The following is an 18,747-nucleotide window of genomic DNA, read 5'->3' as shown; positions in this document are numbered from 1 at the left end:
GCAGCAGCGCCAGATACGGCGCAACCAGCGCCCATTCCTCATCGGACACGTCAGAGGGATAGCCGGCACGACCTGCGCTCATGCCCAAAAACGCAAACCTCACCCATTCAGTTCATAACAGCCTCTAGGCTCATCCAACGAGATGCCAGTGGCCGGGTTGGACAAAAGGATCTGACCCGAAGCCCGGCCAGTACCCCATCGAAACACCGAACTGACTGCGACCAGATCGTTCTTGTTGATTGCACGCGGACTGATGCTTTCCCGGTCTCGCCTATGCACCGCCCAAGCGAACACGTCATTTCCGGTGAGGGTTCGAACGTCCCGGCCTGCCGCAAAGGCTTCGAAGGACCGAATGCTGCCTCGGTAACGCTTGATCGTGTTCGGTGCGCGCTTGTCCGCCCGATCCGTCGCCCATCGTTCGAACAGCTCGCCTACAGAAAGAGACGGTCCGTCCCGTTTAGTAGGGAAGGGGACAGGCTGTGGCTTTACAGATACACCCGCCGACGCATTGGTAAGGCCACGATCCCCCCTTGGCGAATCCGTGGTTCCCTGGTCGTGGCTGTGTGGGTGCTTATCGCTTCGTTCGCCCTGCCAGATGCGTTTCAGAGCACCATCAGCAAGTGAGTGTCGGACCCGTGCTTCCCGTGGCTCTTTGGTCCTCAACGATGCCTGGACAATGGGACCGATCCTGACGGACGCCCAAACCGCACCGATGGGAAGAGAAACGATCTGGCCCTTCAAACGTGCGACAAGATCGAGCGGGGTGCGTTGGCGAAGATGGTAGACCCCGCTCTTGGGATCCTTCCATGGTCGGGCGATTCGTAAGGACAATGTGTGATACCGCTGTGTGAGAGTAGCGGTTATCGTCTCCTGAAAATCCACCTAACCTGCGGTAAGCGTTCGAAAAAGTCTGGTGCCGGTGGAGAGGATCGAACTCCCGACCTTCGGTTTACAAAACCGCTGCACTACCGCTGTGCTACACCGGCCCACGACACGCTTGCTACCAGTCGCGGTGCCGCCGCTCAAGCCGGCCCGGGCGAGGATCCAGGGTCCGACCGAATGGCCTGTGCCAAGGCTGGTGCCATCTCCGGTGCCGGCGGGACAGGAAACGGCGCCAGATCCTTGAGGTGACGCGTTCAGGCCGAGCCGGCGTTTAGTCGGCGGCGCACGCTTCAGCGCCCGGAGCCGCGGACCAGGGCCTTCAGGCGCTGGTCCGCCCGGTCGATGCGCTCGGCGATGCCCCGGCGGATGCAGCGATCGACGGAATCGCCGGCGTAGAAGCCGGTTGTCTTATCCTGGTGCCGGCAGGCCTGGATCGGCGGCCAAGCGACCACCGCCGCCACGACCAGCAATACGATCAGGCTGTCGACGACGAGCCAGCCCTTCCAGCCGAGGCGGAAGCCACGCCGGCCGGCTGCCCGCGGGTTCCGCGGGCGGCGGCGACTCGCCGGGTCGGAGCCGAGCCGCGCCATGCGGGCGCGGAACTGGGCCTCCTCGAGCGCGTCGTGCCCGGTCACGGTGGAAGACGGGGGGAGGGGCTGGCTGGACATGCTGGGCTCGCGAAGATCGGGGCAACGGGCGAGCCCGGTCGCGATGCAATCGGGGTCGCCCTTCTGGGCTTGATGTGACGCGCTCGCCGACGCCGAGTCGGTAACCGTCCGGCGCAGCGCGCCGGATATCGGACCCGTCACGCTGCGATCGCCCCTTCATTCGCATCGTCGTTTTCGCGAAGGCCGGCGGCCCCCATTCAGGACGATGCTCTCGGCGGGGTGCGGCGGGGCTTTCCCCCGCAGACCTCAATCGATCAGCCGCTTCAGCAGCGCGAAGTTGTCCTGGATCGAGAGGACGGTGCCGATCATTTCGCCGCGCGCGCAGGCGCTCGCGCCGACCAGCCCCAGCCAGCTCCCCGGGGCGGGACGCGCGCTGCAATCGGCGACGCTGCCATAGAGGAGCATCGCCACCGGCAGGACGAAGATCGCAAGCTTGAGAAGACCGAACGCACGTCCGAAGACGCTCCTACGGGGACGCGGCGGCGCATCCCAGTCGTCGTCCCAATCCGCCTCGGGGGCGGCCCTGTCTCGACGGTCCATCGCGCTGCCTTGCCCGGCCGGATCGATATTCGCCGCCGAAACTGACACGCTTTCGTGAAGCGCCACCTAAAACGGATGTTTAAAGGCGGATGAAATCGACGCCCGGTACCAGGACGCGCACCGTCAGGCGGCCAGCGCCCGTCTCACGGTGGCGCGCAAATCCGCCAGGGAGAACGGCTTCGTCAGCACGTCGGTGACGATCGCGTCGAGACCGCGGGCCCGCTCCCGCTGATCGGCGAAGCCGGTCATCAGCAGAATGGTCAGGTCCGGGAAGTCGCGCTTGGCGGCGAGCGCCAGCGCGATGCCGTCCATGAGCGGCATGCGGATGTCGGTCAGCATCAGGTCGAAGCCGCCATCGGCCTCGTTGAGCCGATCCAGCCCGTCGCTGCCGTCATTGGCGGTCACGACGGCGTGGCCGTCGATCTCAAGCCCCCGCTTGAGGAAGCCTCGGACGGTCTCTTCGTCATCCACGAGGAGGATGCGCGCCATGGGGTCCCGTAAACGTTCCTGATCCTGGGCCTGATTCGGAGGATGTCCCGCCAGGATGAGACTTCAGGCCTGCTTATGGATAACAGATCACGAACGGAACCGTTGCGCTGTCAAGGCACAACTCGGGAAAACAATCGCATCCCCATCCGCCGGGACGAAAATGCCGCGCCGTCCAGCGGACCGATCACGCCTCGTCGAACAGGTCCGGATCGCCGCTGTCGAAATCGACCACGCCCACGAAGGGCAGTTGCCGGTAGGCGTGGGCGGCATCCATTCCGTAGCCGACTACGAACACGTCCGGGCAGGTGAAGCCGACGAAATCGGCGTCGATCGTCACCGCGCGCTTGCCCGGCTTCTCCAGGAGCACCGCGGTGAGCACCCGCTTGGCGCCCCGTGCCATGAGCAGATCCTTGGCGAACACGACGGTCCGGCCGGATTCGAGGATGTCGTCCACCAGCAGCACGTCCCGCCCGCGCACCTCGCTCTGCACGTCGCGCAGGATCTCGACCTGCCCGCTGGAGACCGTGCCCGTACGGTAGCTCGATAGGTGCACGAACTCGACCTGCGGCGACAGCCCCACCCGGTGCAAGGCCCGGAGCAGGTCGGCGGCGAACATGAAGCTGCCCTTGAGCACGGCGACGACCAGAAGGTCCTCCGGGTTCGCCGACAGGATCTCCTGCGCCAGCTCGGTGTTGCGCTTGGCGATCGCCGCCTCGTCGAACAGGGGGCGGACGCGCCGCTCGGGGATGCTCATCTGACGGGTCCCGGAGGTTTCTTTTTTGTGCGGGCTCACCGCCGCGATCGAGACCGACCTTAACGCCCAGGACCCGCCGGGGGAACACCGGATCAAGCCGGCGGCCTGCCGTCAGCCGTTGTCGCCGCGGATCGCCGCGATCACCGCCTCCGTGACCGCGCGGGTCGTGGCCGTTCCGCCGAGATCGGGGGTGTGCAGGGCGGGATCGGCGGTGACGCGCTCGACCGCGCGCATCAGCCGGTCGGCGGCGGGTTGTTCGCCGAGATGCTCGAGCATCTGGCAGGCGGTCCAGAAGGTCCCGACCGGGTTGGCGATGCCCTTGCCGGCGATGTCGAAGGCCGACCCGTGGATCGGCTCGAACATCGAGGGAAACCGGCGCTCCGGGTTGATGTTGGCGGTGGGCGCGATGCCGAGCGATCCCGCCAGGGCCGCCGCGAGGTCCGACAGGATGTCGGCGTGCAGGTTCGTCGCCACGATCGTGTCGAGGGTCTGGGGCTTCATGGTCATCCGCATGGTCATGGCGTCGACCAGCATCTTGTCCCAGGCCACGTCCGGGAAGTCGGCCGCGACCTCGGCGGCGATCTCGTCCCACATCACCATGGCGTGGCGCTGGGCGTTCGACTTCGTGACCACGGTGAGCAGCTTGCGCGGGCGCGTACGCGCCAGCGCGAACGCGTAGCGGATGATGCGCTCGACCCCCGAGCGGGTCATCATCGAGACGTCGGTGGCGACCTCGTTGGCATGGCCCTGATGGACCCGGCCGCCGACGCCGGCATACTCGCCCTCGGAATTCTCGCGCACGATCACCCAGTCGAGCTCCGGCCCGGTGACGTGGCGCAGGGGACTGGTGATGCCCGGCAGGATGCGGGTCGGCCGGACGTTGGCGTACTGGTCGAACGGCTGGCAGATGGCGAGCCGCAGGCCCCACAGGGTGATGTGGTCCGGCACGTCCGGCGCGCCGACCGCGCCGAAGAAGATCGCATCGTGGCCCTCGATCTGCGCCAGCCCATCCTTCGGCATCATGACGCCGTGGGCCTTGTAGTAGTCCGAGCCCCAATCGAACCGGTCGAACGCGAATCCGAAGCTGCCGTCGCGCTCGGCGAGGGCGTCGAGCACTTCAATGCCGGCGGCGATGACCTCCTGGCCGATCCCGTCCCCCGGGATGGCGGCGATGCGGTACTGCTTCATGGCGTGGCCTCCGTTTCTGGGACCCTACGCCATTCAGGACGCGTCGGCGTCCCCCGCCAGGAGGGCACAGGGCCGTTTCCGCCTCGACAGCGATGCGTTGGCGCCCATCTCGGCCCCGCAAATCAGCCGGAGTGGGGGGACGCTCACAAGAGGCGAATGCCGAATGCGCGCTGCCCTACGCCGGCCGAACGATCGTTCTCGCGCGCCACGGGGCATCCGCAAACGCAAAAGGGGTCGGCGATCCGCCAACCCCTTGCGCCGTCGTCCTGAATGGATGGTACCACCGCCCCGGCTCGAACGGGGGACCCCCAGATCCACAATCTGGTGCTCTAACCAACTGAGCTACGGCGGCACTGGCGGGCGGTGTATCGTGGGCCGCGGCAGTTTTCAAGACGATGTGTGCAGGCTGATGCGGTGTCGGTGGACGCAGGGCGGATTCGCCTCATAAGTGCACCGACAAAACCGCGCATCGGCCAGGGCGGATCGGGGGTAGGGGCGAGCGTGAGCGCGCGAGAGCCAGCGGCGGGCGCGACCGGGGCGGCGAACCGGACGGCTGCGCGGCCGGGCCATCGACCCCGCGGGCGCTGGACCCGCTCCCGGATCTTCCTGGCACCTGGGCGGCTGCGCAGCCTGGTCCGGCGCAGCGAGGGCGGGCTCGTCCTGCTGGCGACCGTGGTGGGCTGCGTCAGCGGGCTGGCGGTCTCGGCCATGACCTGGGTGACGCAGGCTCTGCGGGAGACGCTGTACCACCTCCCGGCGGGGACCCGGCTCAGCGCCGCCGACGCGGTCGCGCCGCCGCTCCTGCTGATCGGCCCCTGTCTCGGCGGCGTGCTGCTCGGGTTGCTGATCCTCGTGGCGAACTACCTGCGCGGGCCGCGCAAGCGCCCAGCCATCGACCCGATCGAGGCCAACGCCCTGCACGGCGGCCGGATGTCCCTGCGGGACAGCCTCTACCTCGCCCTGCAGAACGTGATCTCGAACGGCTCAGGGGCCTCCGTGGGGTTGGAGGCGGGCTACACGCAGCTCGCCTCCGGCCTCGCCTCGCGGCTCGGCATCGCCTTCGAGGTCCGCCGGGGCGACCTGCGGACCCTGGTCGGGTGCGGGGCGGCCGGGGCCATCGCGGCAGGGTTCGGGGCGCCGCTGGCCGGGGCGTTCTACGCCTTCGAGCTGATCATCGGCACCTACACGATCGCCACCCTGGCGCCGGTGGTGGTCGCGGCGCTCTGCGGCAACCTCGTCTCCCGGGCGCTGATCCACACGCAGCCGCTGGTCGATCTCGGCGACATGCAGGCGGTCACGACCTCGCACATCACCAGCCTCGAGATCCTGCCGAGCCTCGCCCTCGGGCTGATCTGCGCGCTGCTCGGCATCCTGATCATGCGCGGCGTCACCCTGGTCGAGCGGCTGGTGCAGGCCTCCGGCCTGCCCCGGGCGGCCGGTCCCGCCTTCGGGGGGCTGTGCGTCGGCGCGCTGGCGCTCGTCGCGACGCCGCAGGTGCTCTCGGGCGGCCACGGAGCCCTGCACATGCACTTCGCCGCCGAGGGGCAGGGGCACGGAGCCGCGTTTCTGGCCGGCTTGTTCGCCGCCAAGGCGACGGCCACGGCGATCTCGATCGGTTCCGGGTTCCGGGGCGGCCTGTTCTTCGCGTCGCTGTTCCTGGGGGCGATCGCCGGTAAGCTGTTCGCCGCCCTGGCCCCGGACCTCCTGCCCGCGATGGCGGTCTTCGGCCTCACGCCGCTGGCCTACGCGGTGATCGGCATGAGCGCGCTCGCCGTGGCGATCATCGGCGGCCCGTTGACCATGACGTTCCTGGCGCTGGAGATCACCGGCAGCCTGCCGATCACCGGGCTCGTGCTGGCGGCGGTGATCGCGTCCTCGCTGACCGTCCGGAAGATCTTCGGCTACTCCTTCGCGACCTGGCGCTTCCACCTGCGCGGCGAGACCATCCGCAGTCCCCACGATGTCGGCTGGATCCGCTCTCTGACCGTGGGCCGGCTGATGCGCCGGGACGTCGCCACCGTGGCGGCGGACACGCCGCTGCCGACCTTCCTGCGCGCGCATCCGCTGGGCTCCCCCTCCCGGGTGGTCGCCGTGGATGCACAGGGCCGCTACGCCGGGATCGTGGGCGTTCCCGAGGCACATGCCGCCGCCCGCGACGCCGAGGCCGGCGCCCCGCCGGTGCTCACCGACCTCCTGCATCACCCCGACCTGTTCCTGACGCCGGAGATGAACGCCAAGGATGCGGCCGCAACCTTCGACCGCAGCGAGAGCGAGGCGCTCGCGGTGGTCCAGAGTGCGGCGAGCCGCCAAGTCCTGGGCCTGCTCACCGAGAGCCACACGCTCAAGCGCTACAGCGAGGAACTGGACCGCCAGCGCCGGGCCATGTCAGGCGAATCTCCGTGATTGTCAGGCCGGGGTGTTGACCGCATGCGCGGGTGCAACACCCTGGCATCGTGCAACTCGGGGCCGGTCCGCGGCCCCCGACGCGAGACCCGTGAGGATCCATGGCCGGTCAAGACAGCAGCCCGCAGCGCCGCTACCGCATCGCGGTTATCCCGGGCGACGGCATCGGCAAGGAGGTGGTGCCCGAGGGCGTGCGCGTGCTCGAGCAGGCGGCCAAGCGGCACGGCTTCGCGCTCCAGTTCGACTGGTTCGATTTCGCGAGCTGCGATTATTACGAGCGGCACGGAAGGATGATGCCGGAGGACTGGAAGCCGCAGATCGAGACACACGACGCGATCTATTTCGGCGCCGTCGGCATGCCGGAGCGCGTTCCCGACCACATCTCCCTGTGGGGCTCGCTGATCCTGTTCCGGCGCGAGTTTGACCAATACGCCAACCTGCGTCCGGTGCGCCTCATGCCCGGGGTGAAGTGCCCGCTGGCCGACCGCAAGCCCGGCGATATCGACTTCTGGGTGGTCCGCGAGAACACCGAGGGCGAGTACTCGAATGCGGGGGGCCGCATGTTCGCCGGCACCGACCGCGAATTCGCCCTGCAGGAGACGATCATGACCCGCCACGGGGTCGACCGGATCCTCAAGTTCGCCTTCGAGTTGGCCCAGACCCGGCCGAAGAAGCACCTGACCTCGGCCACGAAGTCGAACGGCATCTCGATCACGATGCCGTACTGGGACGAGCGCGTGAAGGCGGTGGCAGAGGGCTACCCGGACGTGCGGTGGGACCAGTACCACATCGACATCCTGACCGCGCATTTCGTGCTCAACCCGGACCGGTTCGACGTGGTCGTGGCGTCGAACCTGTTCGGCGACATCCTGTCGGATCTCGGACCCGCCTGCACCGGAACGATCGGCATCGCGCCGTCCGGCAACATCAATCCGGAGCGCGTGCACCCGTCGGTGTTCGAGCCGGTCCACGGGTCCGCCCCCGACATCGCCGGCCAGGGGATCGCCAACCCGATCGGCCAGATCTGGTCCGGCGCGATGATGCTGGAGCATCTCGGCGAGCACGAGGCCGCCCGAGAGATCGTCAGCGCGATCGAGCGGGTGCTGTCCGAGCGGACGCTGCGCACGCGCGACCTCGGCGGCAACGCCGACACGCAGGCGTGCGGTAAGGCGGTGGCTGACGCTTTGGGGTAGGGGGCGCTTCCGCGACCTCCCATCCACCCCCCTCATCCTGAAGGGTCCGCGCCACCGGGCCTTGAAGGAGCCCTCCAGGGATCGCGAGACCGCTGGAGGGCTCCTTCGAGGGCTACGCTGCGCTTCGCCCCCTCAGGATGAGGGACTTGGGTTGGACGCTCGTCGCATTCAAAAACATCAGCGCGGGCGGCGGCGGACGCTCACCACGTTGCTCGCCTGCTCGACCTGGCCGGAGGACGCCGGCAGGGTGGCGAGCGCGGTCTTGACGATGGTTGCGGCGTCGAGGCCGGCCTCGGCGTACATCTTCTCCGGGCTGTCGTGGTCCTGGTACAGGTCCGGCAGAGTCAGGGTGCGCACCCGGACGCGCCCGGCATCCAGCGCGCCCTTCTCGGACAGCAGGTGCAGCACCATCGCCCCGAACCCGCCGCGCGAGCCCTCCTCGATGGTGATCAGAACCTCGTGGCTCTGCGCCAGGTCCAGGATCAGCGCCTCGTCCAGCGGCTTGGCAAAGCGCGCATCCGCCACGCTCACCGCCACGCCCTGCTCCGAGAGTGTATCCGCCGCCTTCAAGGCCTCCGACAGCCGCGTGCCCAGCGACAGGATCGCCACCCGCGCCTCCGGGTCCTGGCGGACCATCCGGCCCTTGCCGATCGCCAGGACGTCGCCCCGCTCCGGCAATTCGACGCCAACGCCCTCGCCGCGCGGGTAGCGCAGCGCGATCGGGCCGCTGTCATGGGCGTGCGCGGTCGCCACCATGTGCACCAGCTCGGCCTCGTCGGAGGCCGCCATCACGGTCATGTTCGGCAGGCAGCACAGGTAGGCCAGGTCGAACGCGCCGGCGTGCGTCGCCCCGTCGGCGCCGACCAGCCCGGCCCGGTCCAGGCAGAACCGCACCGGCAGGTTCTGCAGCGCCACGTCGTGCACGACCTGGTCGTAGGCCCGCTGCAGGAAGGTCGAGTAGATCGCCACGAACGGCCGGTAGCCCTCGGTCGCCAGCCCGCCCGCGAAGGTCACCGCGTGCTGCTCGGCGATGCCGACGTCGAAGGTCTTGTCCGGGTGGGCCTTGCCGAACAGGTCGATGCCGGTGCCGCCCGGCATCGCCGCCGTGATCGCCACGACCCGGTCGTCGGCGTCGGCCGCCTTGATCAGGCTCTCGCCGAACACCCTCGTGTAAGCCGGGGCGTTGGGCTTGGCCTTGGCCTGGACCCCCGAGACCACGTCGAACTTGACCACGCCGTGGTAGCGGTCGGCGCTGGCCTCGGCCGGCGCGTAGCCCTTGCCCTTGCGGGTGACCACGTGGAGCAGGATCGGGCCGTGCTCGGCGTCGCGGACGTTCTTGAGCACCGGGAGCAGCTGGTCGAGGTTGTGCCCGTCGACCGGGCCGACATAGTGAAAACCCATCTCCTCGAACATCGTGCCGCCGCCCACCACCAGGGAGCGGGCGTATTCTTCGGCGGCCGCCGCGCGCTGGTAGATGGCCTTGGGCAGGAGCTTGCCGAGCTGCTTGGCGGTCTCGCGGAGCGACTGGTAGGTGCCGCCGGACGCAAGGCGAGCGAGATAGCCCGACATCGCGCCCACCGGGGGGGCGATCGACATGTCGTTGTCGTTGAGGATGACGATCAGGCGCGAATGCAGGGCGCCGGCGTTGTTCATCGCCTCGTAGGCCATGCCGGCCGACATCGAGCCGTCGCCGATCACCGCGATGGCGTTGCGGCGCTTGGGTGTCCGGCCCTTGGCCTTGGCGGCGTCGGCGTCGAGGTCGCGGGCGACCGCCATGCCGAGCGCGGCCGAGATCGAGGTCGAGGAATGGGCGGCGCCGAACGGGTCGTAGGCGCTCTCGGAGCGCTTGGTGAAGCCGGACAGGCCGCCCCCCTGGCGCAGCGTCCGGATGCGGTCGCGGCGCCCGGTCAGGATCTTGTGCGGGTAGCACTGGTGGCCGACGTCCCAGACGATGCGGTCGTCGGGGGTGTCGAACACGTGGTGCAGGGCGACCGTGAGTTCGACCACGCCGAGCCCGGAGCCGAGATGGCCACCGGTGATCGACACCGCGTCGATCATCTCGGCCCGCACCGCGTCCGCCACCGCCTGCAGCTCGGATTCGGGAAGCTGCCGGAGCGCCGCAGGCTCCGGGATACGGTCGAGAAGTGCGCTCAGCTCGGGGGAAATCGCCACGGCATCAACCTCTATCGGACGGGATCGGTCTGACCGCCGAGCCTCAGGATATATCGAGCGGCGCCACGCCCACGGGCCGCCCGTCGGCGCCGAGGGTGATCCTCTGGATCCGCGCCTCGGCCCGCTTCAGCAGCGCCTCGCAGTGCTTCTTCAGCACCTCGCCGCGCTCGTAGATCGCCACCGACTCGTCCAGCGGGACATCGCCCCGCTCGAGCCTGCGCACGATCTCTTCGAGTTGCTCCAGCGCCTTCTCGAAGGGCAGGTCGCCGGCGGCCGGGGCCGCCTCGGGTCTGCTCGCGTTCATCCCACACACATCCTTTGGGTCGGTTCTAAGGCGGCAGCCGGTGCGGCCACAACCCAGGCGAGGGTGGGCCCGGGCCGATCCGCAGCGTTTTGGTGCGGCGCGGCGGCGTTTGCGCCACACTCGCTACCCTCTGCGGAACGACCCTCGAACGGTCGCACGCAGCGGTACAGGCGTCGGCAACTGAAAGTTTTGTGGTGGGCCGTCACGTCAGCGTGAGGCAGAACGGCGTCCCCTCGAACGCCTCGGCGCCGCGGCCGATCCGCGCGATCGCCGCGACCATGCGGCCGTCCCGACCGAGCATCCGGTCGGCGATCGCCACGAACAGGGGGTTGGGGGTCGCGGACGGGGAGGCGGCCCGCAGGGCGTCGGCGATGGCACCCTCGTCGCGCTCGGGCGCCAGGGCGCAGGCCGCGATGTAGGCCGCCGCGGTGGAGCGGCTGATCCCGGCATAGCAGTGGATCACCAGCTGCTTGTCCCGGGGCCAGGCCCGCGTGAAGGCCAGGATCCCGGCCACGTGCTCGTCAGCCGGCAAAACGTGTCCGTCCCGGGGCTCGGCGATGTCGCTGACCCCGATGATGGCGTGATTCTCCGCATCGATTAGCGCCGGCCGCTCCAGGGGCGTGCCGACATTGACCAGCGTGAGCACGTGGCTCGCCCCGGTGGCGGCGACGGTCTCGGGCAGGCGCGAGAGCGGACAGACGTGAAGGGTCGGCATGTGGCGGCCCATGGCGTGGGATCGTGACGGATCGAGGGCGGAGGTCTCGGATCTCAAGCCCGGCAGAGGGCGTGGAACCGGTCGAGGAACCGTGCCTCGGCCTGGGCGGTCGGCCAGGGCTCGGCCAACCCGAGGACGGCCTCGGGCAGATCGGGGGCCGCGCCGAAATAGAGGTCCGCCTCGTCGGGCGCGAAGCCCGCGAGCTCCACGGCCTCGATATGGGCGGCGATCCGGTCGGCGCGCTTGACCAGGCTGCCGAGGGTGGGCCCGGGCTCGGCCAGGCCGAAGCGGCGGCGCACGGCGGCGAGCAGGCGCAGCTCGACCCCGCGATAGGCGTCGCCGATCGCGGCCTTGAGCGGCGAGATGATGTCGCCGACGACGTATTCCGGGGCATCGTGCAGCAGCAGCTCCAGCCCCTCGGGCTCGGTGCAGCCGGGGGCGATCTGGCGCCCGACCGCCTCCACCAACAGGCTGTGCTGGGCCACCGAGAAGACGTGCGGTCCCCGGGTCTGGCCGTTCCAGCGGGCGACCCGGGCGAGCCCGTGGGCGATGTCGGCGATCTCGATGTCCCGGGGTGCGGGATCGAGCAGGTCGAGGCGCCGGCCGGACAGCATCCGCTGCCAGGCCCGGGGCGCCGGGTCGCGCGCCTCGCTCATGCCGGCCGCCCCAGTTCGGCGCAGGCTACGTGCCGGTGGCAGTCGACGAGATGGTCGTTCACCATCCCGACCGCCTGCATGAAGGCGTGCACGATGGTCGGCCCACAGAAGGAGAAACCCTCCTCCTTAAGGGCCTTGCCGATCGCCCGGGAGACCGGCGTCTCGGTCTGGATCTCGGCGCGGGTCCGGGCGCCGCCCTGGATCGGCCGCCCGTCCACGAAATCCCACAGGAACGGCGCGAAGCCGGGGCCGCTCTCCTCGATCCGCAGCCAGGCCCGGGCGCCGGCGATCGTGCCCAGGATCTTGGCGCGGTTGCGGATGATGCGGGCGTCCGCCATCAGCCGGGTGACGTCGGCCTCGTCGTAGCGGGCGATGGCCTCCGGATCGAAGCCCGAGAACGCGTCGCGAAACCCGTCGCGGCGGCGCAGGATCGTGATCCAGGACAGGCCGGCCTGGAAGCCGTCGAGGATTAGCTTCTCGTAGAGCGCCCGGCCGTCGCGCTCGGGCACGCCCCATTCGGTGTCGTGATAGGCGACGTAGAGCGGGTCGTGGCCGGCCCACCAGCAGCGGGGGCAGCCATCGGGATGGTTGATCAGGCCGGTCTCGGACATCCCGCCGGTTTAGCGAGAACAGGAGCGGAACGCCATCGCGGCCCGCGCCCCGATCCGCGGTCAGGCTGCCGGCGATCCGGCCGCTTCCGGCATCGCGAAGGTCGCGTAGGCCGGCTTCTCGAAGGTCACCGGCCGGTCGCCGGCCAGCGGGGTGGCACCGGCCGTCAGCGCGTCGGCCAGCCGGTCGAGCCGGACCAGCGCAAGGCCGCGATCGTCCGCGGCGCTGCCGGTGGTGCCCAGTCCCTTGCCGCCGACGGTGATCTCGGTGCCGGGGGGAGGGGCCTCGCCCGTATAGCGGGCCGCCAGGATCCGGGTGCGGGCGGTGCCCCGGTGCTGCATCCGCGAGACCACCTCCTGGCCCACATAGCAGCCCTTCTTGAAGTCCACGCCGCCGAGCTGGTCCAACAGCGCCTCGTGGGGGAACGCATCACCGTAGGCGTAGTCGCGTCCGCCCTCGGGCACGGCGAGTGCGATGCGGCGCCGATGGTATTCCGCCTCCGAGGCGTCGGCCGAGAAGGCGCCTTCGACAGCGTAGATCCGGGCGCCGAGATCGACGTGGCGTGCATCCGCCACCGTGTCCGACTCGGCCGCCGGGGAGGCCCCGGCCCAGGCCGCCGCTACCGCCACGGTCGGGTCGACCGAGATCGCCACCTGCGCGCGCAGCCGGTAGAGCGTGAGGCGCTTGGCCAGGTCGGCCGCCCGGTCGATCGCCGTGTCGAGCCGGAAACCGTCCGGGATCCGCGAGATCAGGAAGTCGAACAGGATCTTGCCCTGCGGCGCCAGCAGGGCGCCGAGGCGCGCTTCGCCGGCCTGCAGGGTCTCGACGTTGCAGGTCAGCACGCCCTGGAGCAGTGCGGCGGATTCCGGCCCGGTGACGGTGACGAGGGCGCGGTCCGGCAGCAGGGCGACGGGCATGGCAGGCAGATCCTCACGCGACGGGAGCGATCCGGAATTCCGGAGCGCGTGGCCGGGAGGTAGTCGCTGCGCGCCCGTGCCTCAACCGTCCGGGGTCCGCGACCGCCTCCTCAATGCTGGAGGGTCGTGGTGAAGGCACCCCCACGGATGCGCTCGGGAAAGCCCTCGGCGTAGCGGGCGGTGGCTTCCTCGCCGTAGGTCATCACAAGTTCCTGGAAGGCCGCGAACAGGGCGGCCTGAGCCATGCAGTCGCCGTCGAGCCCGTCGAGGCAGCCTTCCGCGAACGCTTCCGAGACGTAACTCAGCGCGACGCGCTTCTCCTCGACATCGACCTCGATGGGGGCGGTCTGAGAGATGTGCTGCATGGACCCGATACTTCCGTTGCGCCGGGCACGGGACCCGGCGGACCAACGAATGATAGGTGGCTCCCCGCGGCTCGGCCAGCCGAGAATTTCAGATCGGTTAACGCGGACGCTCGAAGTTGATCCTTTCGGGGGATGCGTGCCGCGTGTGTTGCCTCTGCATCACCCGCCGAATCGCCCAGCCAGGGCGTGCGACAGCCTGTCGCCCTCCGTCACGTAGCGGGCAGCCGCCTCGTGCGCGGCCGGGGTGCAGACCCGGTAGGTCAGCGCGTAGCCGCGATAGCCGCGATTGTAGGCGCCCGCCAATCGGTCGCGCCGAGCCGGGGTCACGCCCTCGGACTCGATCAGCGCCTTCATGCGGGCCGGCCATTCCCCGGCGTCGGGCGCCGCGCAGAGGCCGCGCAGGAAGGCCAGCGCCCCGATGATCTCGGACATCCGCATGAGGTCGCGGTCATAGGGGGCGGGCACGTCCGCCGACGGGGACGTTTCCTTGGACGTCTCCTTGGGCGCGTCCTTGGCCGGCGCCGCGCGGCTGCCACGCTGTTGCGCCAGGGCCGGCCCCGCGAGCGCCAGGACGAGGCAGAGGATGACCGGAAGCCTCACGGGCGCGCCTCACCTCTGTCACCGACCCGGGCGAACGCCTCCTGCAGGGTCCCGATCAGGCCCGGCGTCGTCGCCAGCCCGGCGATCTCGCCGAGTGTCGCCCACCGGACCCCGAGGGCCTCCGGACCCGCCACGGGCTCGCCGCCGCACCACAGGGCGGCGTGCGGATGGACGACGTAGTGGTGCCGGGCGCGGCCGGCCTCGTCCCGGACGATGATCTCGGTGGGTGAGAGCACGCCGACCACCTCGGCCGTGAGGCCGACCTCCTCGGATAATTCGCGCAGGGCCGCCTCCGCCAGGGCCTCGCCGGCCTCGACCAGGCCACCCGGCAGGGTCCAGACCCCGCGCATCGGCTCGTTGGCCCGGGCCGCCAGCAGGACGCGATCGCCGCGGATCACCGCGATCGACGCGCCCACGAAGGGCCGGGTCGGGAATAGGCGCCCGCCGCCATCGGCCTCGCCCGCGCTCACGGCTTGCCCCCGTCGGGGGCGACGATTGCGATCCGCCCGTCGGTGAGGCCGACCACCAGCCGCGTCGCCGCACCTTCGCCGAGTGCCACGATGCCGATCGTGGCGGGTGCCGGCAGCGGGATGCGCAGGCGCTCGTGCAGCGGACCCTTGGCCTGAACCAGGGCGATCTCCGACCGTCCGGCCACCGGCACCGCGAGCTCGGGTGGACCTGCGGCCGGGGCCGTGACGGCGAGGTCGGCGTCGCCCTCGCCCGCCGCGTAGCCCGGGGCCTCGCCGGCGGCCTCGATCCGGTCCGCCTGCAGGGTCCAGAGCTGCAGCAGGCCCCGTGCGCTGACGGTGGCCGCCTGCACGGCGCCCGAACCCGCGAAATCCGCGATACCAGCGATCTTCAGAGGCGGGCCGGCCTGCGTCGGCGTGCGGGCCGTGACGCTCCAGGCCGCAGCACCGTCGGGGCGGCCGATCAGCACCAGGCCGCCCGAATCCGGTCCCGAGAGGGTCGCGGCCAGGAGGGCCGGGCGGCCGGCGAGGCGCAGCAGGCGCGGCCGGAGCGGCGCGAAAACCGCGTCGCCCCCCGCCGGCACCGTGACGGTGGCGACCGGGACGGGCTTCGGATCGGTGCTGACGGCCATCGGCTGGCGTTCGCGGATCGTCAGGACGGCGGCGGCCTCGCCGCCGTCGGCGGCCCGGGTACGGCCGGTCAGGTAGGCGCTCAGGGGTCCGGCCAGGACCCGGCGCGAACCCGGAAGGGCGCCCCGCGGCGTCTCAGCGGCGGTCAGCCCCTCGACCGCCTCGCGGCCGATCGGCCGCACCGTGACGGCGCCGTCCGCGAGGCCGAGCACGGCACCGCCGTCGTCACCCCAGACCACGGCGATCGGGGCGCTCTCCTCGTCGCCGGCCGGCTGGCTCGCCTTCGCGCCGGCGATCGGCAGAAGGCCGGAGGTCGCCACCGAGATCGCGACCTCGCTGCGCGGCCCCCGCAGCGCCCGCACCTTGAACGGCAGGTCCAGGATCCGGATACCGGGGGCCTCGGCGCGGGCGCCGGCGAGCGGTGCCGCGCACAGGACCAGGCCCGTGAGGGCCGCGACGATCCGGCGTCGCAGGGGCGGGAAAGGGCGCATGGCGGTCATGTCCGCCGCCGGGAGCGGCGGGTCAAACGTGCTGGCCGCCGTTGATGTGCAGCTCGGCCCCGTTCACGTAGGACGAGGCGTCGGTGCACAGGAAGTAGATCGCCTTGGCGACCTCGTCGGGGGTGCCGAGCCGCCGCTGCGGGATCTGCTCGACGAGCTTCTCCGTGCCGGGCGACAGGATCGAGGTGTCGATCTCGCCCGGCGAGATCGCGTTGACCCGCACCCCGAGAGGCCCGAAATCGGCGGCCATCTCGCGGGTCAGGCCCGCAAGCGCCGCCTTGGAGGTGCCGTAGGCGGCGCCCGCGAACGGATGGACCCGGGAGCCCGCGATCGAAGTCACGTTGACGATCGAGCCCCGGGCCCGGGCGAGTTCGTCGCGCAGGCCGCGGGCCAGCAGGATCGTGGCGAAGACGTTGACCTGGAACACCCGCTGCCACCCGTCGAACTCCGTGGCCAGCGCGCCCAGGCGCTCGCCCGCGGGGCCCTTCGGCGAGATGCCGGCATTGTTGACGAGCGCGTGCAGCACGCCGCCCTCGGCGTCGAGCCGGCCCCGGACCTCCTCGATGGCGCGCATCGTGTCCTGGGCGTCCGCCAGATCGACCTGGAGGTGGTCCTCGGGGCCCATCTCCCAGGGGCAGTTCTCGGGGAATGCGTGGCGCGAGCAGGTGATCACCCGCCAGCCGGCCGCCGAGAAGCGCTTGACGGTGGCGTGTCCGATGCCCCGGCTCGCGCCCGTGAGCAGCATGATGCGCCGGCGTTCGTTGACGGGGAGGGCCAAAGCCGTAAGCCTCGCTGGCGTGTGTTCGGATCGCGTCCGGCCCGGGCGCTCGTCGGGCCGGTCAGCCTGAATGGTCTAGGCTCCCGGGGGCCGGAAATCCAGAGCGCGTGCCGCGCGCACGGTGCAGTGAGGGCAGGAAGCCATGACGGGTACGGATCGCTTGCCGGAGATCCCCGCCGACCAGTTCTCGGAGGCGCAGGCCGCAGCCGCCGAGGCGTTCCAGGCCGAGCGCGGGGTCCCGGTCTTCGGGCCATTCGTGCCGCTGCTGCGCAGTCCCGAACTGATGCTATGCGCCAGTCGCATGGGGCTGTACCTGCGCTACGGCAGCGCCCTGCCGCTGCGGATCAGCGAGTTCGTGATCCTGATCGTCGCCCGGCTGTGGAGCCAGCAGGTCGAGTGGCAGATCCACCATCCGATCGCGCTCAAGGCCGGGGTCGCACCGGAGACCGCGCAGGCCCTGGCGGAGGGCCGCCGCCCCGAGGCCATGAGCGACGACGAGGCGCTGGCCTACGCCTTCTCGACCGAGCTGCAGCACAACCGTGCGGTCAGCGATGCCACCTACGCGTCCGTGGTGGCGCGCTTCGGCGAGCAGGGCGCGATCGATCTCACGGGAATCAACGGCTACTACGCGCTGCTGGCCATGACCATGAACGTGGCCCGCACGGCGCTCCCGGAAGCGGGCGCGCCGCCGCTGCCGCCGCTGGTGCGGTAGCGCCCCGCGGTGCTTGTCGCGCCGGCCGCTTCGGTCTAACCGTCCCTCTATCCGGAGGGCGCCCGATGCGCGGCGCCCTCGCCAACCCCCGAAATATCGACCGGACGCAGCCATGGTCGCCCATAACCGCGCCGCCACGGCGCCGATGCCCGCGGATCCGGCCCTTGCCGGCGCCCGCATCCTCGTCGTCGAGGCGCGCTACTACGAGGCGCTCGCCGACGAGCTGCTGGCCGGCGCCCTCGCGGTGATCGACGCGTTCGCCGCGCACGCCACCGTGGTCACGGTGCCGGGTGCCCTGGAGATCCCCGCCGCGGTGGCGATCCTGGCGGACGACTACGACGCCGTGGTGGCGCTCGGCTGCGTGATCCGCGGCGCGACCGGGCATTACGACATCGTGGCCGGCGAGAGCGCCCGCGCCCTCATGGACCTCTCGGTCCAGCGCCGGCTGCCGCTCGGCAACGGCATCCTCACGGTCGAGACCGAGGCGCAGGCGCTGGAACGGGCCCGGGTCGCCGAGATGAACAAGGGCGGCGGCGCGGCCGAGGCGGCGCTCGGGGTGCTCGCCCTCAAGCGCGCGGCCGAGGCGGCGCGCCCGCGATAACGAGAACCGACATGACCGGGACGACCGAAACCAGGCCGGACGACACCGCCCAGGCTGCCCCCGAAGGCGAGGTCCACGAGACCGCCCATGAGACCGCCCGGGCGATCAGCCCGCGCAGCGGCGCGCGCCTTTCCGTGGTGCAGGCGCTCTACGAGATGGACATCTCCGGCAAGGGCGTCCTCGATGCGCTGGCCGAGTTCGAGGCCTTCTGGATCGGCCAGGAAGTCGATGGGATCGTGCATCCCAAGGCCGAGACCGCCTTCTTCCGCGACCTGCTGCGCGGCACGGTCGAGGAACAGCGGGCGATCGACCAGAAGCTCGACCAGGCTTTGGCCCAGGGCTGGCCGCTCCGGCGCATCGAGATCGTGCTGCGGGCGATCCTGCGGGCGGGCGCCTACGAGCTGCTGTTCCGGCCCGACGTGCCGGCGCCCGCGGCGATCTCCGAGTATGTCGACGTGGCCCACAGCTTCTACACCGCCGACGAGCCCGGCCTCGTCAACGCCGTGCTCGACCGGGTCGCCCGAGAGGTCCGGCCGGGTGAGATGAGCGCGCCCAAGGGCGGGAGCAACAAGGGCGGGAGCAACAAGGGCGGGAGCAACAAGGG

Annotated in this window: 21 protein-coding genes, 2 tRNA genes and 1 pseudogene; 5 read left to right on the top strand and 19 right to left on the bottom strand. The window is 70.6% G+C overall.

Features of this window, described 5'->3' with window-relative positions; translation table 11 throughout:
* The 8 genes and pseudogenes from FV233_RS22595 to FV233_RS22555 all read right to left on the bottom strand — a co-directional run.
* Nucleotides 1–82 (bottom strand): annotated as a pseudogene (locus tag FV233_RS22595) (IS5/IS1182 family transposase); the annotation flags it as partial.
* 829 nt (nt 83–911) lie between these two features.
* Nucleotides 912–986, bottom strand: a tRNA-Thr gene (locus FV233_RS22585).
* 186 nt (nt 987–1,172) lie between these two features.
* Complete coding sequence (locus FV233_RS22580) at nt 1,173–1,550, bottom strand: hypothetical protein (RefSeq protein ID WP_147898839.1); 378 nt, start codon at nt 1,548–1,550, stop codon at nt 1,173–1,175.
* A 246-nt stretch (nt 1,551–1,796) separates the two neighbouring features.
* A complete protein-coding gene (locus tag FV233_RS22575; protein ID WP_238261451.1) occupies nt 1,797–2,156 on the bottom strand; it encodes a hypothetical protein in 360 nt (119 codons plus the stop codon).
* Between the two features lie 57 nt (nt 2,157–2,213).
* Nucleotides 2,214–2,579, bottom strand: a complete 366-nt coding sequence (locus tag FV233_RS22570; RefSeq protein ID WP_007567202.1) for a response regulator — start codon at nt 2,577–2,579, stop codon at nt 2,214–2,216.
* A 184-nt stretch (nt 2,580–2,763) separates the two neighbouring features.
* Nucleotides 2,764–3,333: a hypoxanthine phosphoribosyltransferase gene (hpt, locus tag FV233_RS22565; protein ID WP_147856744.1), complete on the bottom strand. Its 570-nt coding sequence runs from the start codon at nt 3,331–3,333 to the stop codon at nt 2,764–2,766.
* 111 nt (nt 3,334–3,444) lie between these two features.
* Nucleotides 3,445–4,521 (bottom strand): tartrate dehydrogenase, encoded by a 1,077-nt coding sequence (locus FV233_RS22560; RefSeq protein WP_147898838.1) that lies wholly within the window; start codon nt 4,519–4,521, stop codon nt 3,445–3,447.
* 275 nt (nt 4,522–4,796) lie between these two features.
* A tRNA-His gene (locus tag FV233_RS22555) sits at nt 4,797–4,873 on the bottom strand.
* Between the two features lie 149 nt (nt 4,874–5,022).
* Between FV233_RS22555 and FV233_RS22550 the strand changes: the two genes are divergently transcribed.
* On the top strand, nt 5,023–6,924 hold the full coding sequence (locus tag FV233_RS22550) for a chloride channel protein (RefSeq protein ID WP_187278199.1): 1,902 nt from the start codon (nt 5,023–5,025) through the stop codon (nt 6,922–6,924).
* 101 nt (nt 6,925–7,025) lie between these two features.
* Nucleotides 7,026–8,117 carry a tartrate dehydrogenase gene (locus FV233_RS22545; protein ID WP_147898837.1) on the top strand — a complete coding sequence of 364 codons (1,092 nt, stop codon included), beginning with the start codon at nt 7,026–7,028 and terminating at the stop codon, nt 8,115–8,117.
* Between the two features lie 177 nt (nt 8,118–8,294).
* Here the strand turns inward: FV233_RS22545 and dxs are convergent, their stop codons facing one another.
* From dxs to FV233_RS22490, 11 genes are all read right to left on the bottom strand, one after another.
* Nucleotides 8,295–10,289 (bottom strand): 1-deoxy-D-xylulose-5-phosphate synthase, encoded by a 1,995-nt coding sequence (gene dxs / locus FV233_RS22540; RefSeq protein ID WP_147898836.1) that lies wholly within the window; start codon nt 10,287–10,289, stop codon nt 8,295–8,297.
* 43 nt (nt 10,290–10,332) lie between these two features.
* On the bottom strand, nt 10,333–10,593 hold the full coding sequence (locus tag FV233_RS22535) for an exodeoxyribonuclease VII small subunit (RefSeq protein ID WP_147898835.1): 261 nt from the start codon (nt 10,591–10,593) through the stop codon (nt 10,333–10,335).
* Between the two features lie 202 nt (nt 10,594–10,795).
* Complete coding sequence (locus FV233_RS22530; RefSeq protein WP_147898843.1) at nt 10,796–11,308, bottom strand: protein tyrosine phosphatase; 513 nt, start codon at nt 11,306–11,308, stop codon at nt 10,796–10,798.
* A 53-nt stretch (nt 11,309–11,361) separates the two neighbouring features.
* Entirely contained in the window at nt 11,362–11,964 is a 603-nt protein-coding gene (locus tag FV233_RS22525; protein WP_147898834.1) for a hydrolase, read from the bottom strand.
* Nucleotides 11,961–12,575 (bottom strand): DNA-3-methyladenine glycosylase I, encoded by a 615-nt coding sequence (locus FV233_RS22520; RefSeq protein ID WP_147898833.1) that lies wholly within the window; start codon nt 12,573–12,575, stop codon nt 11,961–11,963. The genes FV233_RS22525 and FV233_RS22520 overlap by 4 nt, the downstream gene beginning before the upstream one ends.
* Nucleotides 12,576–12,635: 60 nt before the next feature.
* The gene (locus FV233_RS22515) at nt 12,636–13,490 is read right to left on the bottom strand and encodes a folate-binding protein YgfZ (protein ID WP_147898832.1); all 855 of its coding nucleotides are present in this window, start codon (nt 13,488–13,490) and stop codon (nt 12,636–12,638) included.
* A 110-nt stretch (nt 13,491–13,600) separates the two neighbouring features.
* On the bottom strand, nt 13,601–13,855 hold the full coding sequence (locus FV233_RS22510) for a hypothetical protein (protein ID WP_007564226.1): 255 nt from the start codon (nt 13,853–13,855) through the stop codon (nt 13,601–13,603).
* 159 nt (nt 13,856–14,014) lie between these two features.
* Nucleotides 14,015–14,455, bottom strand: coding sequence for a TIGR02301 family protein (locus FV233_RS22505; protein WP_147898831.1), 441 nt, complete (start codon nt 14,453–14,455; stop codon nt 14,015–14,017).
* Nucleotides 14,452–14,925 (bottom strand): NUDIX hydrolase, encoded by a 474-nt coding sequence (locus tag FV233_RS22500; RefSeq protein WP_147898830.1) that lies wholly within the window; start codon nt 14,923–14,925, stop codon nt 14,452–14,454. The genes FV233_RS22505 and FV233_RS22500 overlap by 4 nt, the downstream gene beginning before the upstream one ends.
* Complete coding sequence (locus tag FV233_RS22495) at nt 14,922–16,043, bottom strand: hypothetical protein (protein WP_147898842.1); 1,122 nt, start codon at nt 16,041–16,043, stop codon at nt 14,922–14,924. Before FV233_RS22495 ends, FV233_RS22500 begins: the two co-directional genes overlap by 4 nt.
* 31 nt (nt 16,044–16,074) lie before the next feature.
* Entirely contained in the window at nt 16,075–16,830 is a 756-nt protein-coding gene (locus FV233_RS22490) for an SDR family oxidoreductase (RefSeq protein ID WP_308447710.1), read from the bottom strand.
* Nucleotides 16,831–16,972: 142 nt separating this feature from the next.
* Between FV233_RS22490 and FV233_RS22485 the strand changes: the two genes are divergently transcribed.
* The 3 genes from FV233_RS22485 to nusB all read left to right on the top strand — a co-directional run.
* Nucleotides 16,973–17,542: a carboxymuconolactone decarboxylase family protein gene (locus FV233_RS22485; protein ID WP_147898829.1), complete on the top strand. Its 570-nt coding sequence runs from the start codon at nt 16,973–16,975 to the stop codon at nt 17,540–17,542.
* 112 nt (nt 17,543–17,654) lie between these two features.
* Nucleotides 17,655–18,143 (top strand): 6,7-dimethyl-8-ribityllumazine synthase, encoded by a 489-nt coding sequence (gene ribH, locus FV233_RS22480; protein ID WP_147898828.1) that lies wholly within the window; start codon nt 17,655–17,657, stop codon nt 18,141–18,143.
* A gap of 155 nt (nt 18,144–18,298) precedes the next feature.
* The coding region (gene nusB / locus FV233_RS22475; RefSeq protein ID WP_246690064.1) for a transcription antitermination factor NusB at nt 18,299–18,747 on the top strand (449 nt) is incomplete at its 3' end.

The sequence above is a fragment of the Methylobacterium sp. WL7 genome, assembly GCF_008040085.1.
GTDB classification, from domain to species: Bacteria; Pseudomonadota; Alphaproteobacteria; order Rhizobiales; family Beijerinckiaceae; genus Methylobacterium; species Methylobacterium mesophilicum.
Note: the sequence above shows the minus strand (reverse complement) of the source record. Positions and strands in the feature narration are given on the sequence as shown.